Annotated in this window: 14 protein-coding genes and 2 pseudogenes; 7 read left to right on the forward strand and 9 right to left on the reverse strand. The window is 74.0% G+C overall.

The features are described 5' to 3' along the window. Positions 1-237: 237 nt before the first annotated feature. The 5 genes from ACFRAV_RS15335 (at position 238) to ACFRAV_RS15355 (ending at position 4,593) form a co-directional block, all read left to right on the forward strand. Positions 238-1,167, forward strand: a complete 930-nt coding sequence (locus ACFRAV_RS15335; RefSeq protein ID WP_382555468.1) for an oxidoreductase — start codon at positions 238-240, stop codon at positions 1,165-1,167. 175 nt (positions 1,168-1,342) lie between these two features. Further along, positions 1,343-1,870, forward strand: a complete 528-nt coding sequence (locus ACFRAV_RS15340; protein WP_382555470.1) for an SMI1/KNR4 family protein — start codon at positions 1,343-1,345, stop codon at positions 1,868-1,870. Between the two features lie 92 nt (positions 1,871-1,962). After that, positions 1,963-2,274, forward strand: a complete 312-nt coding sequence (locus tag ACFRAV_RS15345) for a hypothetical protein (RefSeq protein ID WP_382555472.1) — start codon at positions 1,963-1,965, stop codon at positions 2,272-2,274. A gap of 128 nt (positions 2,275-2,402) precedes the next feature. Continuing rightward, positions 2,403-3,590, forward strand: a complete 1,188-nt coding sequence (locus ACFRAV_RS15350) for an MrcB family domain-containing protein (RefSeq protein WP_382555475.1) — start codon at positions 2,403-2,405, stop codon at positions 3,588-3,590. A gap of 67 nt (positions 3,591-3,657) precedes the next feature. Beyond that, positions 3,658-4,593 (forward strand): hypothetical protein, encoded by a 936-nt coding sequence (locus ACFRAV_RS15355; RefSeq protein ID WP_382555477.1) that lies wholly within the window; start codon positions 3,658-3,660, stop codon positions 4,591-4,593. Positions 4,594-4,643: 50 nt separating this feature from the next. Here ACFRAV_RS15355 and ACFRAV_RS15360 read toward each other — a convergent pair whose 3' ends face one another. The 7 genes and pseudogenes from ACFRAV_RS15360 to ACFRAV_RS15390 all read right to left on the reverse strand — a co-directional run bounded on the left by ACFRAV_RS15360 (position 4,644) and on the right by ACFRAV_RS15390 (position 12,790). Further along, the gene (locus ACFRAV_RS15360) at positions 4,644-5,456 is read right to left on the reverse strand and encodes an SAM-dependent methyltransferase (protein ID WP_382555478.1); all 813 of its coding nucleotides are present in this window, start codon (positions 5,454-5,456) and stop codon (positions 4,644-4,646) included. A gap of 175 nt (positions 5,457-5,631) precedes the next feature. After that, positions 5,632-5,829, reverse strand: coding sequence for a hypothetical protein (locus tag ACFRAV_RS15365; protein ID WP_382555481.1), 198 nt, complete (start codon positions 5,827-5,829; stop codon positions 5,632-5,634). A gap of 326 nt (positions 5,830-6,155) precedes the next feature. Then, entirely contained in the window at positions 6,156-6,560 is a 405-nt protein-coding gene (gene nirD / locus ACFRAV_RS15370) for a nitrite reductase small subunit NirD (protein ID WP_382555482.1), read from the reverse strand. After that, complete coding sequence (nirB, locus tag ACFRAV_RS15375) at positions 6,557-9,184, reverse strand: nitrite reductase large subunit NirB (RefSeq protein WP_382555483.1); 2,628 nt, start codon at positions 9,182-9,184, stop codon at positions 6,557-6,559. Before nirB ends, nirD begins: the two co-directional genes overlap by 4 nt. After that, complete coding sequence (locus ACFRAV_RS15380; RefSeq protein WP_382555486.1) at positions 9,184-10,401, reverse strand: NAD(P)/FAD-dependent oxidoreductase; 1,218 nt, start codon at positions 10,399-10,401, stop codon at positions 9,184-9,186. The genes nirB and ACFRAV_RS15380 overlap by 1 nt, the downstream gene beginning before the upstream one ends. Positions 10,402-10,928: 527 nt before the next feature. Continuing rightward, positions 10,929-11,801 (reverse strand): annotated as a pseudogene (locus ACFRAV_RS15385) (aldo/keto reductase); the annotation flags it as partial. An 11-nt stretch (positions 11,802-11,812) separates the two neighbouring features. Next, positions 11,813-12,790, reverse strand: a complete 978-nt coding sequence (locus tag ACFRAV_RS15390) for an NAD-dependent epimerase/dehydratase family protein (protein WP_382555488.1) — start codon at positions 12,788-12,790, stop codon at positions 11,813-11,815. Between the two features lie 70 nt (positions 12,791-12,860). Between ACFRAV_RS15390 and ACFRAV_RS15395 the strand changes: the two genes are divergently transcribed. Beyond that, positions 12,861-13,796 carry a LysR family transcriptional regulator gene (locus ACFRAV_RS15395; RefSeq protein WP_382555490.1) on the forward strand — a complete coding sequence of 312 codons (936 nt, stop codon included), beginning with the start codon at positions 12,861-12,863 and terminating at the stop codon, positions 13,794-13,796. Between the two features lie 107 nt (positions 13,797-13,903). Here the strand turns inward: ACFRAV_RS15395 and ACFRAV_RS15400 are convergent. Then, positions 13,904-14,068: pseudogene (locus tag ACFRAV_RS15400) on the reverse strand (LysE family transporter); the annotation flags it as partial. 15 nt (positions 14,069-14,083) lie between these two features. Then, entirely contained in the window at positions 14,084-14,626 is a 543-nt protein-coding gene (locus ACFRAV_RS15405) for an MOSC domain-containing protein (protein ID WP_382555492.1), read from the reverse strand. Between the two features lie 62 nt (positions 14,627-14,688). Here ACFRAV_RS15405 and ACFRAV_RS15410 point away from each other — a divergent pair, with 62 nt between their 5' ends. Then, the gene (locus tag ACFRAV_RS15410; RefSeq protein WP_382555494.1) at positions 14,689-15,066 is read left to right on the forward strand and encodes a hypothetical protein; all 378 of its coding nucleotides are present in this window, start codon (positions 14,689-14,691) and stop codon (positions 15,064-15,066) included. Positions 15,067-15,159 lie beyond the last annotated feature (93 nt).

Here is a 15,159-nt window from a genome sequence, read left to right on the forward strand (position 1 = left end):
TGCGGCGACACGGCCGCGCGACGGGTGCGACGGGCCGATGCGGCGGGTTGACGTGGCGGGGCCGACGCGGCCGGTGCGAGGCGGCGGGGCCGGGTGCGGGGCGGCGTGACCGATGGGATGCGGCTGGGCCGGCGTGACCGGCGCGAGGGTGCGCCCGGGGGCGGTTGCGGCGGGTTGCGTCTACGGTGGGCCTTCTCCGCCCCCGCCCGCCCGCCCCGCAGCACCGAAAGGCCGCCGATGACGACCCGCTGGACCGCGTCGCAGATCCCCGACCAGAGCGGCCGCGTCGCCGTCGTCACCGGCGCCAACGGAGGCCTCGGCCTGGTGACCGCGCTGGAGCTGGCCCGCCGCGGTGCCGAGGTGGTGCTGGCCTGCCGTGACGTGGCCAAGGGGCGCGAGGCGGCCACCGGCATCGAGGCCGCCGTCCCGTCCGCGCGCGTCGACGTCGCCCGGCTGGACCTCGCCGACCTCGCCTCGGTGCGGGCCTTCGCGGACGGCCTCCCGCACGAGCGGCTCGACCTCCTCGTCAACAACGCGGGCGTGATGGCACTGCCCCACCGCACCACCGCGGACGGCTTCGAGATGCAGTTCGGGGTCAACCACCTCGGCCACTTCGCCCTCACCGGCCTGCTGCTGCCCCGGATCCTCGCCACCCCCGGCGCCCGTGTGGTCACCGTCTCCAGCTTCGCCCACGCCCTGTCCAACCTCGACATCAACGACCTCAACAGCGAACGCCAGTACCGCCGTTGGGTGGCGTACGGTCGCTCCAAGACCGCCAACCTGCTCTTCACGCACGAGCTCGCGCGTCGCCTCGCCGCGGCCGGCTCCGACGTGGTCGCCGCCGCCGCGCACCCCGGCTACTCCGCCACCAACCTCACCGCCGCCGGCCCCGCGATGGAGGGCCGCCACACCCTGGGCCGCGTGCTGCGCCTCGCCGACCGCGCCGTCGCCCAGACCGCCGAGGCCGGCGCCCTCCCCACCCTCTACGCCGCCACCGCCCCCGGCGTCCGCCCCGACTCCTTCACCGGCCCGTCCTTCCTCATGTGGCGCGGCGCCCCCGCCCCCTCCTGGCGCGCCCCCTGGACCCTCGACGACCGCGCCTCCACCCGCCTGTGGACGGAGTCCGAGCACCTCACCGGCGTGACCTACGAGGGCCTGGCGGCGTAGCAAGCGGGCATCGCATTGGTGAGCCTTGTTTTCGCCGCCGGGACGACGAAAACAGGGCGCACCTGCAGCACACGGGAATGGACGGCGACGGAGCGGGGCCGCACATGGCAGGCGTGGGATGTCAGTCGTTCGTGCGCTCGTGTGGCAGCTCAGTAGGTGGGGAACGAGGTGGAGCATGGCCGGTCGGGCGGATATGGAGGTTCTGCGGCGGCTGTTGCCGCCGCCCGCTACGGGCGGCGACGAGGTCGACTGGGACCGGCTGGCCGAGTCCACCGGCTGGGTGTTTCCGCAGGACTACAAGGAGTTCGTGCGGGTCTACGGCGGCGGAGACATCGACGACTACATCTCTGTCAGTACACCGCCTGTCCTCGGTTCCTTCTACGACGACCTCCTTCGGCACGTCGACGGGGTCGACGCCGGCCTGGCACACGTCGAGCCGCGACTTCTCCTGGAAGCCCCACCCCCTCATGCGCTGTTGTTCGCCAGCGGCAGCGGGGGTGGCTACGCCTACTGGCTCCTTCGCGGTGCCCCGGACGAATGGCAGGTACTCGTCCTTCATGCGCGGTCCCCGAAGTGGGATCTCTTCGAGGGAGGAATGGTCGAGTTCCTGGTCGCCGTGCTCTCGGGCTCGATCGACTGCATGGGCGGCTTCTCGGGGGAGGAGACGCACCGTTTCACGAGCTGGAAGGAGCACATCGCCTAGGCGATAGCCGCAGTCCCCAGCCGGACCGGGGGACCGGGGGGCCGGGGGGCTAGGTTGGGCGGGCGCTGTTCGCCGACCGATGCGGGGGAGTCGTGACCGTCACCTATCTGATGCTCGCCCGGTTGCCGGAGGGCGGGGTGGGGGCCTTCGACGCCTACGAGGGGGCGGTGCTGCCCCTCCTCGCGCAGTACGGCGGGCGGCTCGAGCGGCGGGTGCGCACCATGGACGACCGGCTCGAGGCCCACCTCGTGTCGTTCCCGACCGAGGACGCCCTTGACGCCTACCGCGCCGACCCCCGCCGGTCCGCCGCGTCGCCCCTGCTGGAGACCTCCGGCGCGGAGGTCCAGTTGCTCCGCGTCCGCGACGTCGGCGACAGCGACGGCACCCCGCTGCCGCCCGCGTAGGCCGTGAGCACCGCGGCGGTCGGCACCCCACCCCGTCGCGGGCCGCGCCGACGACGCGTCATATAGCGCGCCGTCAAAGTGCCTGTTCCACGGCCCGGTTGAGAATGGAGGGCCGTTACGCTGCGGTGATGAACGGCTTCCTTGCGCAAGTGATGGACCTGCAACGCGCCTACACCTGGCGGGTGACTCCGGAGATGGAGCGCCGTGGCCGGATCGTGAAGAGGGAGGTACCCGGCGCCCTCGAAGCGCATCGCGCGGCGATGGCCGGAGCGCTGGACATACCCGTCGAGCGGGTGCTGATCGAGGGGGCCGACGGGGTGGGGCGCAAGAGCGTCGTGCCGTGGGTCCGGGTGAGCGACGTCACGAGGTCACCGAGCGCCATGGACGGCTGGTACGTGGTCCTGCTGTTCGCGGCGGGTGGGGAACGGGCCTACCTCACGCTGATGCAGGGGACGACCTACTGGACCGGAACGGAGCTGCGGTCCCGTGGCGCGGAGGCGCTCGCCGCCAGAGTGGACTGGGCCTACCCGCACGTCGCGGAGGCCGCTGAGGGCCGAGGGGGGCTGCTGCGGCGCATCGCCCTCCCGGGAGGGAAAAAACTGGGCCGCGCCTACGAACTCGGCACCGTCGTCGCCCTCGAGTACCGTCGCGACGCGCTCCCCGACACGACCGGCTTCGTCGACGACCTGTTGTTCATGGCCGGGCTGCTGCGCCGGGTCTACGCGGCGGAGACCACGGCGACCTACATACCCGGCGACCCCATCCCCGAGGTGCTGGACGCGGAGGTGTCCGCGGAGCGGGCGGCCGGGCGGAGCATCTCCGAGCCGCGGCCCCGGCCGGCGGCGGCCACCCGCAGCGGGCAGGGGTTCCTGCTGTCGGCAGTCGAACGGCGGTTGATCGAGCGGCACAGCGTCCGCATGGCGACGGAGCACTTCGAGGCACAGGGCTGGAAGGTGGCGGACGTCGGCGCGAACCAGCCGTACGACCTGCACCTGACCAGGGATGACGCGACCAGGGGCGACGCGACCGGGGGCGACGTGACATCGCGGCGCCCCGCCCCTGTCGAGGAACTGCACGTCGAGGTCAAGGGCACCACCTCGCTCGGCCAGGCCGTCGTGCTCACCCGGGCCGAGGTGGAGGCCCAGCGTGAGTTCGCTCCCCGCAACGCGCTGGTGATAGTGCACTCGATACGGCTGGACCGCTCCGGTGCGGAGGTCACGGCGGAAGGGGGTGTGCTCCACTGCACGTCACCGTGGCGGATAGACCAGCCTGACCTCACCCCGATCTCGTACCGGTACAGGACGGACCTGGCGTGAGGGTACGGGTCGACGGGGTTGTCCACAGGCCCGGCGGAGGGGAGTCCCGCGGGCGTAGCTTTCGCGGGTGAACGCGAATGTGCAGGTGGATGTCCAGCGGCTGGGGCGGGAGCAGGTCGTCACGCTCAAGGAGTTGCTGGCGGCCGGAGTCACCCGAAGCGCTGTCGACCACCGTCGCCGGAAGCACTGGCAGGAACCGCTGCCGCGGGTGTTCGTGCTGCACAACGGCCCGCTGACCTGGCGGCAGAAATTCCACGCCGCGTTGAGTTACGCGGGCCCCGGTGCGCGGCTCACCTCGCTGGCCGTGCTGGCGCTGCACGGCTTCCGCGACGCGCCGGCCCCGCCGTCCCTCGGGACACTGCACGTACTCCTGCCGTCACCGTTGAAGCGCCGCTCGGTCTCGTACGTGAAGGTGGCGCGCGCCCGGCACCTCCCGTCGCGCCCGACGCGCGTGGCCGGCTTTCCCTGCGTCCCGCTGCCGTGGGCCGTCGCCGACGCGTGCGCCGGCGTCCTGCGGCCGGGCTGCCTGTACGAGGCCGTGCAGCGGCACCGGGTCGGCGCGACGGCGCTGCGGGAGGCGTTCCGGAGCCGTCAGGTGCCCGTGAGCGGAGAGCTCGCCGCCGTGCTCGCGGACCTGGCGGCCGGTGCGCATTCCGTGGCCGAGGGACGGGCGCGTCGCCTGATCGCCCGCAGCGGCCTCCCCGACCCCTTGTGGAACCGGGACCTCTTCCTGGACGGCGAGTGGCTCTGCCGTCCGGACGCGTACTGGCCCGAGCACGGCGTGGTGCTGGAGGTCGATTCCGTGCGACACCATCAGCTCGGTGCGGACTTCCAGCACACCACCGCCCGTCACGCGCGCATCTCGGCGGCGGGCCTGTGCGTCCTCCCGGTCACCCCGGCCCAACTCCGCGACGCGCCGCACCGCTTCCTGTCCGCCCTGACCCAGGCCCTGTCCCACGCCCCCTACCCCGGCGTCCCCCGCGTCTCCTTGGGCCGGAGCTGAGGTGCGCCCGTTATTCGCGCGGGAGGGTGGGAAAGGGGGCGCACCCACGGTTAGGGCTTGCGGGCGATGGCTCCGTAGGAGTCGACGTGGGGGGCGGGGGTGCCGGGGGTGGGGCGCCATTGGGTGCAGGGGACGATGCCGGGGGCGATGAGGTCGAGGCCGTCGAAGAAGGCGGCGATCTGCTCGGGACTGCGGAGCCGGTACCGGACCGGGCCGCGGTCGTTGTGCTGCTCCTGGGCGGCGCGGAGTTCCTCGTTGGTGTCGGTGCCGTCGCAGATCAGGACGTGGCTGCCGGAGGGGAGCGGGGCGAGGAGGCGGCGGACCAGGTCACGGGCCAGGTCGTCGTCCATCACGTGGCCCAGGATGCCGCTGAGGATGACCGCGACGGGCTTCGCGAGGTCGAGGGTCGCGCGCGCCGCGTCGACTATGGCCTCGGGGTCGTGGAGGTCGGCGTGCAGGTAGTCGGTCGCGCCCTCCGGGCTGCCGACCAGCAGGGCCTGGGCGTGGGCGAGGACCAGCGGGTCGTTGTCGACGTAGACGATCCGGCAGTCGGGGGCCACCCGCTGGGCGAGCTCGTGGGTGTTGTCCACGGTGGGCAGGCCGGTGCCGACGTCGAGGAACTGGCGGATGCCGGCGTCCGCGGCGAGGTAGGTGACGCCGCGGCGCAGGAAGGAGCGGAAGGAGCGGGCGTTCTCGGCGATCTGCGGGAACGCCGCCTGGAACTGCTCGCCCGCCTGCTGGTCGACCGGGTAGTTGTCCTTGCCGCCGAGCCAGTAGTTCCAGATCCGCGCCGAGTGCGGCACCGAGGTGTCGATCTTCGGCGCCGGTCCGCTGGAGGTGAAGGGGGTGGGGGTGGCCGCCATGCGCTGCTCTCCTGTCCCGCGAGTGATCAGTTGCCAAGGCGCATCGTAGGCACGGGACTTGGGTGCACACCGGGGAATCGGGACGGGGGTCTGGCCCGGGACCCGGGATGCGGGACCCGGGATGCGGGACCCGGGATGCGGGACCCGGGATGCGGGACCCGGGCCAGACGGCCGATCAGGGCAGGAGGGGGCGTCCTTCCTGGGCGGCGCGGATGTGTTCGACGGTGAGCGCGTCCTCGCCGTACACGGCGACGAAGGCCGCCACACGACCCAGGGGCGAATCAGGTGGCGGCGGATCGTTGCTGACGCGGCCGCCCAGAAGCACCGCACCGAACTGTGCGCCGAGCTCCTGCTCGGGAGTCAAGTCGTTCATCTCGCCACGGTAGGCCGTGCCTCTGACAGCTGCCGGTCCGCACATGGTCGAAGACGGTGTCCCCTGCGCCACCGGCCGCACGAGGTGGGGAAGGCCGGCGCGCGAGGTGCGGCAGGCGGGCGCGTGGCTGTCCCTCGGGCACGCGCCCGCCTTGCTGGTGGGGCCGGGGGAGGGAGGAGAGGCCGGAGGGGTGGGCGGGACCGCCCGGCAGCGGTTCCGCCCACCACTCGTCCCCCCCCGGCACCCCCGCACGCGGCCCCCCGGCAGAGCCCCCGCACGCGGCTCCCCGGCAGGGGCCCCGCGCGGCCCCCCGCCGGGGCTCGGGCCTAGGCGGTGCGGGCCTCGTAGGTCGTCAGGCGGACCGTGTCGTCGTCGAGGCAGACGCCGGTGGAGAGGTCGAAGCGCTGCTTCAGCAGGGGGGAGGCCACGAAGGGGTGGCCGGCCCGGCTGCCGAGGAGGCCGCGGGAGAGGACGGCCGCGCCGGTGAAGGGGTCGCGGTTGTCGACGGCGTGGAGGCGGCCCGCGCGGTCGAGGAAGACGGCGGCCTGGCCGCCGTCGGGGAGCAGGACGGCGACGCCGCGGCCGGGGACCAGGCGGTCCAGGTCGCAGACGGTCAGCCAGGCCTCGCCGGCCCTCAGCTGGACGGCCGGGCGGGACAGGCTCGTGGCGGCGGTGGCGGCAGCGGTCGTGGTGGCGGCAGTGGTGGTGGCGGTGACGACGGCGGTGCTCATCGGGTCGCGGTCCCTTCCATCTGGCGGGTGCCGATCTGCAGCAGCGGCAGGTCCGGCTTGATCTGGCCGCGCTCGGGGACGAACGCGACCGTCGGGTCGGGGGTCTCGGGGGCGTTGACGAAGGAGACGAAGCGGTCCAGCTTCTCCGGGTCCGCCAGCACCGCCGCCCACTCGTCGCGGTAGTGCGCCACGTGCGCGGCCATCAGCCGTTCCAGTTCGTCGCAGATGCCGAGCGAGTCGTGGACGACCACGTCGCGCACGTGGTCCAGGCCGCCGGGGATCCGGTCCAGCCACACCGAGGTGCGCTCCAGGCGGTCGGCGGTGCGGATGTAGAACATCAGGAACCGGTCGATGAGGCGGACGAGTTCCGCGTCGGACAGGTCCTGGGCGAGCAGGTCCGCGTGGCGCGGCGTCGCGCCGCCGTTGCCGCCGACGTACAGGTTCCAGCCGTTGGCGGTGGCGATGACGCCGAAGTCCTTCGACTGGGCCTCCGCGCACTCCCGGGCGCAGCCGGAGACCGCGGACTTGAGCTTGTGCGGCGAGCGCAGGCCCCGGTAGCGCAGCTCCAGGTCGATCGCCATGCGGACCGAGTCCTGGACCCCGTAGCGGCACCAGGTCTGCCCGACGCAGGACTTCACCGTGCGCAGCGACTTGCCGTAGGCGTGGCCGGACTCGAACCCGGCGTCCACCAACCGCGCCCAGATGCGGGGCAGTTGCTCGACGCGGGCGCCGAACATGTCGATCCGCTGGCCGCCGGTGATCTTCGTGTAGAGGCCGAAGTCGCGGGCGATCTCGCCGATCACGATCAGCTTCTCCGGGGCGATCTCACCGCCGGGGATGCGCGGGACGACGGAGTAGGAGCCGTTCTTCTGGAGGTTGGCGAGGAAGTGGTCGTTGGTGTCCTGGAGGGCCGACTGCTCGCCGTCCAGGACGTGGGCGTCCGCGCCGATGGCGGGGGCGAGGGTGGCCAGCATGTTGGCGACGGAGGGCTTGCAGATCTCGCAGCCGTCGCCGCCGCGGGCCTCCTCGCGGCCGTGGCGGTCCAGCAGCTCCCGGTAGGAGGTGACGCGGAGGGCGAGGACGATCTCGTAGAGCTCCTCGCGGGTCTGGGAGAAGCAGCCGCACAGGCCCTTGTCGACCTCGATGCCGCTCGCCTCCAGCTCCGCCTCGACGAGCTGCCCCAGCACCTTCACGCAGGAGCCGCAGCCGGTGCCGGCCTTGGTGCACTTCTTCACCTCGGGCACCGTCACGCACTGGTGGTCGGTGACCGCGCCGCGGATCGCGCCCTTGGTGACGTTGTGGCAGGAGCAGATGATCGCCTCGTCCGGCAGCGCGGAGGGGCCGAGCTGCGCCCCGCCGCCCGTGGCCCCGGCCGGCAGCACCAGGCTCTCCGGGGAGACGGGCGGGACCGAGCCGGTGAGCGCACGGAGCGTGCCGTACGCCTCGGCGTCGCCGACCAGGATGCCGCCCAGCAGGGTGCCGTCCCGGCCGACGACCAGCTTCTTGTAGAGCCCTGCTCGGGAGTCGGAGTAGACGACGTCCAGGCAGCCGTCGGCCGTGCCGTGCGCGTCGCCGAAGGAGGCCACGTCCACGCCCAGCAGCTTCAGCTTGGTGGAGAGGTCCGCGCCGGTGAACGTGGCGGCCTCGTCGGAGGCGATCGCGGCGGCCGCGGTCTGCGCCATCTCGTAGCCGGGGGCGACCAGGCCGTAGACCCGGCCGTCCGCCGCCAGCGCGCACTCGCCTATGGCGAAGACCCGCTCGTCGCTGAGGGTCCGGCACCGCTCGTCGACCGCGATGCCGCCGCGCTCGCCGACGTCGAGGCCGCAGTCGCGGGCCAGCTGGTCGCGGGGGCGGACGCCGGCCGAGAAGATCACCAGGTCGACGGCGAGCTCGGTGCCGTTGGACAGCTTCATCCCGGTGACCGCGCCGTCCTCGCCGGTCAGCACCTCCTGGGTGCCGGCGCCGGTGTGCACGGTCAGGCCCATCTGCTCGATGGTGCGCAGCAGGGCCGCGCCGCCGCCGTCGTCGACCTGCACCGGCATCAGCCGGGGCGCGAACTCCACGATGTGCGCGTCGAGTCCGAGGCCCTTGAGCGCGCCGGCCGCCTCCAGCCCGAGCAGCCCGCCGCCGACCACCGCGCCGGTGACCGCCCGTGCCTTCGCCCACTCCTCGATGGCCAGCAGGTCCTCGATCGTGCGGTAGACGAAGCAGCCGTCCGCGTCCTTGCCGGGGACCGGCGGGACGAACGGGTAGGAGCCGGTGGCCAGGACGAGGGTGTCGTAGGGGACCGTCAGCCCCGAGCGGGCGGTGACCGTCCGGGCCTCCCGGTCGATCGACTCGGCCGGGTCGCCCAGATGCAGCTCGATGTTGTGCTTCTCGATGAACTCCAGGTTGGTCATGGAGAGTTCGTCGGGGCTGGTGCCGGAGAAGTAGGAGGTGAGGTGGACCCGGTCGTAGGCCGGGCGGGGCTCCTCGCAGAGCACGACCACGCGGTGCGTGGCGGTGAGCCCGCGCTCCGCCAGGGCCTCCAGGAAGCGCTGGCCGACCATGCCGTGGCCGACGAGCACGATGGTGGGGACGGCCCCGTGGGCCGGCGCGGCGGAGTCAGTGGTGGGCGTGGGCATCAGGAGCCTCCGTCGTTGGTGAGCAGGTGGAGCAGGGGGGCGCCGCCGGAGGGCAGCGGCTCTGCTCCCTCCCAGGCGCGGGCCAGCGCGCCGACCGTGCCGAGTTCGCCGACCAGGACGCCCCCGACCAGGCGGTCCTCACGGACCACGACCTTGCGGTAGGTGCCGCGGGTGGCGTCGGCCAGCTGGACCACGTCGTCGCCGGGCAGCGGGGTGAGTTCGCCGAACGCGGCGAGGTCGAAGGGGCGGTCGGAGAAGAGGGTCAGCCGGGTGAGGGCGCGGGTGCCGGTGTAGCGGGCGGTGTCGTCGCCCGCCAGGGACAGGGCGAGGACCTCCGCCTGCTCCAGCGCGGGCGTGGCCAGCCCGTAGACCTGGCCGTCGTGCTCGGCGCAGTCGCCCAGCGCCCGCACGTGCGGGTCGCTGGTGCGCAGCCGGTCGTCGACGACGATCCCCTTGCGGACGTCCAGGCCCGCGCCCTGCGCCAGGCCGGTGCGGGGGCGGACCCCGCAGGCCAGCACCACCGCGTCGGCGCCCAGGGCGTAGCCGTCGGCCATCTCCACCGAGCGGACCGCGCCCTCCACCACCCGGATGTCGCGCACCCGCAGTTCGGTGTGGACCTCGACGCCGAGGTCCTCCAGGTGCCGCCGCACCAGCGCCGAGGCGGCGGGGTCCAGCTGGCGTTCCATCAGCCGCTCGGACTGCTGCGCCAGCACCACCTGCGCCCCGCGCTCGGCCAGCGCCCGGGCCGCGGACACGCCGAGCAGACCGCCGCCCACCACGACCGCCCGGGTGCCGGGGCGCACCGCCGCCGACAGCCCCAGGCAGTCGTCCATGGTGCGGAACGCGTGCACTCCGCGCGGCAGTTGGTGGTCGCCGACGGCGAACAGGCCGCGCAGCGGGGGCAGTACCGGGTTGGAACCGGTGGCCAGGACGAGCGTCCCGTACTCCAGCTCGCTGCCGTCGTCACAGAACACGCGCCGCGCGTCCCGGTCGATCTTCACCGCCCGGGCCCGCACCAGACCGGCCGGCGCGGGCAGCTCGATCACCTCCGGGGCGTACCGCCCGGCCAGCACCTCGGCGAGCAGCACCCTGTTGTACGGCCGGTGCTCCTCCTCGCCGACCAGCACGGCCGGCACGCCCAGCTCGCCGAGCCGGCGGGCGAGGCGCACCCCCGCGGGACCGGCCCCGATCACCACCACACGCTGTTGCGACGTCATACCCACGAGCGTGCGGCGTGGGTGTTACCCGACCGCATCCCTCCCGTTTCCCGCGAGGAACGCTGCCCTCAGCGGGGGCGGGGGGACGGTGTGAGGGCGCCCGGCCGCCACCCCTGGAGGGCCGTCGCGTACCACTGCCCGGGTATGCCTCCCGAAGGGAGTGGTCTGCGGGGAGCGGGTGCGTGAAGGGGAGGAGGTGGTGGGCGGGAGTCGGCTGGCCTGGCCACGAGGCCGCCCTCACCCTGCCGGTCCCGGAGGCGCTGCGTCGCCTGCGGCTGTTCGCCGACGCCTACGGGCCGGCCGACGGGCAGCGGGCCGAGCTGTCCGAGGTCGCGGCGGAGCGGCTGCGCGCGCTGGTCGCCCACATGCGCGAGCAGGCCGCGGCGGGCCACCCCGCCTTCGCCCGGCACCTCGCCGAGGGCCACCACCGCCGCTACCTGACCGACGCCCGGTGGATCGAGGAGAACTTCACCGGCCGCCCGTGAGGGAGGAGGGGAGGAGGGGGACGGGGGTGAGCCTGGTGGCGGCGCGTCGTCGAGCAGCGCCAGCTCCTCGGGGTCCAGCTCCAGCTCGACGGCCCGCGCCGAGTCCCGCACCGAGGCCGGTCGGGTCGCTCCCGGCACCGGGATCACAAGGGGGGAGCGGGCCAGCAGCCAGGCCAGCGCGATCCGCTGCGGGCTCACCCCGCGCCGGGAGGCGACCCGGTGGAAGGCGGTACCGGACGCGACGGGGGCGGACGGGTCGTCCAGGGAGCTGCGGGAGAGGCCGCCCAGCGGTGACCAGGGGAGGAACGCCAGCCCCAGCTCGGTGCTCAGCCGCAGCTCCGGCTCGCTGTCGCGGACCGCGGGGGAGTACCGGTTCTGCACGGAGACCAGCCCCTCCCCGAGGACGGCGTGCGCCTCGCGGATCTGGGCGCAGGTCACGTTGGACAGTCCGGCGGCACGGATCGTGCCGGCGTCCAGCAGCTCGCGCAGGGCGCCGACGGAGTCGGCCCAGGGGACGGCGGGATCCGGCTTGTGCAGCTGGTACAGGCCGAGCGACTCGACGCCGAGCCGGCGGGCGGAGGCCTCGGCCGCACGTCGCAGGTGCTCCGGTCTACCGTCCACGGTCCACGTGCCGTCGCCCGGGCGGCCCCGGCCGCCCTTGGTGGCGATCAGGACTCCCGAGACGTCGCCGCCGTAGCGGGCCAAGGCGCGGGCGAGGAGCAGTTCGTTGTGCCCCGTCTCGCCGGCGTGCCAGTGATAGCTGTCGGCGGTGTCGATCAGTGTGACGCCCGCGTCGACGGCCGCGTGGACGGTGGCGACCGCCTGTTCCTCGTCCGGCCGGCGCTCGACGGACAGCGGCATCGCCCCCAGGCCGACCGCGCCGACCAGGATCTCTCCGATCCGGCGGTGCCGCACGGTGGTCCCCCTCACGATGCGGGCCGGGTGGCGACGGTCGCGGCGGTCGCGGCGGTCGCGTCGGCTCCGTCGACCGCCTCGGCGACGGCCGCGGGCAGCCATCGGGCCAGGGGCGAGAAGGCGAAACCGAGCTCCTTGGCGCGGGCGTTGCTCATCGCGTAGTGCCGGTCGAAGGAGAACGGCGACGCGGCCTCGCCCGGCTCGACCACACGGTAGGCGGGCCGCCGCCCGGTCCGCGCGGCGACCTCCTCGCACAGGCCGTACACGTCGAGGAAACCGTCGGAGCAGGCGTTGACCGGGCCGGTGAAGTCACTGCCGACGGCCGCCCACAGCAGGAAGGCGGCCAGCTCCTCGTGGTGGACGAAGACCGAGGGCAGCGGTTCGGCGTGCACGGCGATCTCCTCGCCGCGGGCCACCCGCTCCGTGTAGTGGGCGAGCCGGCCGGTCCACTCCCGCTCCCCGCCGCCGAGTACGTGGGCGCTGCGCACGGACGCGAAGCCGAACCCGCCGGCCCGGGCGAGGACCGCCTCCGCCTGGCGCTTGCCCTCGCCGTAGTGGGCGTCCCAGTAGGCCGCGTCGTGCCAGGGCAGGTCGGCGGACACGGGCCACGTGGTGGGGGCCACGACCTCCTCCGGCACCGGGGTGCCCACCGGGACGACGGGAAGCCGGGCACTCGCCGGGTGGTAGACCTCGATGGTGGAGGTCAGCACGTATCTCCGGGTGCGGCCGCCGAACACGCGGGCGGCGACGGCGGCCTGCACCGGCGTGTAGCAGACCTGGTCGACCACCACGTCGAACACCCGGGAGCCGAGCGCGGCGCCGAGGGAGACCTCGTCGTCCCGGTCGGCGACGACGTGGTCCGCCCCGGCGGGCGGGGCGGCGGAGCCCCGGTTGACCACGGTGACCTGATGGCCTGCCGCCAGGGCGCGCTCCACCAACAACCGCCCGAAGTAACGATTTCCGCCGATCACACAGATCCTGTCGCTCATGCCTCCACCCTGGAGGTCCGGCGTCACCGGCAGAAGTGCCGACCAGCTGGTCGGGTGTTAAGGAGAACTGTTGACAGACGTGCACCGGCTCCGTGTCCTGCGGGCAGTGGCGGAACACGGCAGCTTCAACCGGGCCGCCGCCGCACTGCGCCTGACGCCCTCGGCCGTCTCGCAGCACGTGGCCGCGCTGGAGCGGAGCCTGGGCGCCCAGGTCGTCGTCCGCAGCACGCGGGGCGTCACCCTCACCCGGTCCGGCCGGATCATGGTCGGCGCCGCGGAGGCGGTGGCGGCGGAACTGGAACACGCGCGGCGCGAGGTCGACCGGATCGGCACCGGGCGCTCCCGGCTGACGGTCGCCACCTTCACCAGCGGCGGCAGGCTGCTGCTCCCCGGCGCGCTGGCGAAGCTCTCGGCCGCCCGGCCCGGTATGGAGCTGCACGTGCGGGAGTGCGAACCCGCGGACAGCCTTCCGTTGCTGCGGCAGGGCGCCGTGGACCTCGCGCTCGCCTACCACTTCGACGGCCCGCTGCCCGGCGGGGCGGGCCGCGGCGTCCGATGGACCCCGCTGCTGGAGGACCCGCTCCACCTCGTCCTGCCGCAGGCCCATCCGCTCGCCGGCCGCGACGCGCTGGACCTGGCCGAACTGGCCGACGAGGCATGGGTGCTGGGCTGCCTCACCACCGAGGCCTATCTGCGCCGCCACGCCGCGCAGGCCGGGTTCGAACTGCGGCTGCGCGGCACCACGACCGACTACTTCTTCGCCCGTTCCCTGGTCGCCGCGGGCGTGGGCGTCTCGCTGGTCCCCTCCGTCGCCCTCGCGCCCGTGGTGGAAGGCGTCCGCACCGTCCCGGTGCGCGCCCCGGCTCCGACCCGCCACATCGGCGTCGCCACCCTCGGCCGTCGGCAGGACCACCCGGAGACCGCGCTCCTCCTCGACGCGCTCGAGGAACAGGCCTCGGGCGCGCTGAAGACGGTCGCACCGGTCCTGGGCGACCGGGTGGGGTGACGCCAAGTCCGGCCGTCGCGGAGGACCCTGCCCGTCCGTGCCGCGGGGAGCCCGGCACCCGCCCCGTCCTGCGGGAACAGCGACCCGCGGGACAGCCAGGTCCGCACGCCCAGGTACACGAGGTACAGCGCACCGGCGAGTCCCAGCAGCGAGAAGGCGAGCTGGGAACGCTGGAGGAGCTCGTCCAGGCCGAGGGCGACGGCCGCCACCTGGACCAGCAGCCCCAGCTCGTCCCCCAGGGCCGTGGACACGGCCGCCCGGCGGCCCAGCGCGACGCCCCGGCTGAGTCAGACCTTCTCGAGGGGCCGGTGCGGTTCCGCGGGGAGGGTGACCGTGATGGTGTCGCCGGGGCGGACGACGCCGCCGGTGAGGACCACGCCCATGACGCCCGCCTTGCGGATCACCTCGCCGTGCTCGTCGCGGCCCACGACCTGCCGCAGCAGGCCCCGCTGGTAGTTGTCGATCTGCAGGCAGGGGTTGCGCAGGCCGGTCACCTCGACGACCGCCTCCTCGCCGAGCCGCAGCCGCGTGCCGGTGGGCAGGCCGAGCAGGTCCACGCCACGGGTGGTGACGTTCTCGCCCATCTCGCCCGGCGCCACCACGTAACCGGCCGACACGACCTCGTCGAACAGCTCGGTGTGGAGGAGGTGCACCTGGCGGAGGTTCGGCTGCGTCGGGTCCTGCGCGACGCGCGACCGGTGCTTCACGGTCACGCCCGCGTGGGCGTCGCCCTCCACACCGAGCCCGGCGAGCAGGGTGATGCTCTCCTCGGTGGGCTTGGTGAAGGTGTGCTCCTTGCTCCGGCTGACGGCGACTACGGTTCCGGCCACGGTCTCCCCTTGTTCGGCACGATGCTCGGGGACCAGCCAAGTTCAGCGGAGGGGAAAGGTCAATGGGAGTCTTCGCCGAGGTCAGGGGTTTCGTGGAGGGAGACGACCGGCAGATGGCGGAGATCCGGCGGATCGTCGACGCGATCGGCCCCGACTTCCCCTACCGCGGCGGCTGGGTCTTTCCCCAGCCGTACAACTGGAGCTCCTACGCCTTCTACGGCGCGAGCATCCGCGCCTCCGCCCTCGAGGACGTCCTGGAGCAGCTGCGGACGGTCGCCCGGATCCCCGCCTCGGACGAGGACGGGGACCGGGTCACCGGGTGGTTCCTGGTGAGCCACGAGACGGACGGCCCCGCCGAGTGGCAGGTCCGCGACGGGGACGTGCACGTCGGCCCGGCGCGCCGGGACCTGGACTACCTCGACGGGTACGCCGCCGGGTGAGCCGCCCGGACCGGCCGTCGGCGGGCGCCCGGCGTGCCCGCCGGGCGCCGGCGTGCCCGCCGGGCGTCGGCCCGGCCCCTCCCGTGCGGGGGC

The organism is Streptomyces sp. NPDC056600, from assembly GCF_042792855.1.
Lineage (GTDB): Bacteria > Actinomycetota > Actinomycetes > Streptomycetales > Streptomycetaceae > Streptomyces.

What these genes read in the sequence shown, in the direction of transcription:
- ACFRAV_RS15335 (WP_382555468.1), top strand. Translation starts at nt 238, where the DNA reads ATGACGACCCGCTGGACCGCGTCGCAGATCCCCGACCAGAGCGGCCGC.
- ACFRAV_RS15340 (WP_382555470.1), top strand. Translation starts at nt 1,343, where the DNA reads ATGGCCGGTCGGGCGGATATGGAGGTTCTGCGGCGGCTGTTGCCGCCG.
- ACFRAV_RS15350 (WP_382555475.1), top strand. Translation starts at nt 2,403, where the DNA reads ATGAACGGCTTCCTTGCGCAAGTGATGGACCTGCAACGCGCCTACACC.
- ACFRAV_RS15360 (WP_382555478.1), bottom strand. Translation starts at nt 5,456, where the DNA reads ATGGCGGCCACCCCCACCCCCTTCACCTCCAGCGGACCGGCGCCGAAG.
- ACFRAV_RS15365 (WP_382555481.1), bottom strand. Translation starts at nt 5,829, where the DNA reads ATGAACGACTTGACTCCCGAGCAGGAGCTCGGCGCACAGTTCGGTGCG.
- nirD (WP_382555482.1), bottom strand. Translation starts at nt 6,560, where the DNA reads ATGAGCACCGCCGTCGTCACCGCCACCACCACTGCCGCCACCACGACC.
- nirB (WP_382555483.1), bottom strand. Translation starts at nt 9,184, where the DNA reads ATGCCCACGCCCACCACTGACTCCGCCGCGCCGGCCCACGGGGCCGTC.
- ACFRAV_RS15380 (WP_382555486.1), bottom strand. Translation starts at nt 10,401, where the DNA reads ATGACGTCGCAACAGCGTGTGGTGGTGATCGGGGCCGGTCCCGCGGGG.
- ACFRAV_RS15390 (WP_382555488.1), bottom strand. Translation starts at nt 12,790, where the DNA reads ATGAGCGACAGGATCTGTGTGATCGGCGGAAATCGTTACTTCGGGCGG.
- ACFRAV_RS15410 (WP_382555494.1), top strand. Translation starts at nt 14,689, where the DNA reads ATGGGAGTCTTCGCCGAGGTCAGGGGTTTCGTGGAGGGAGACGACCGG.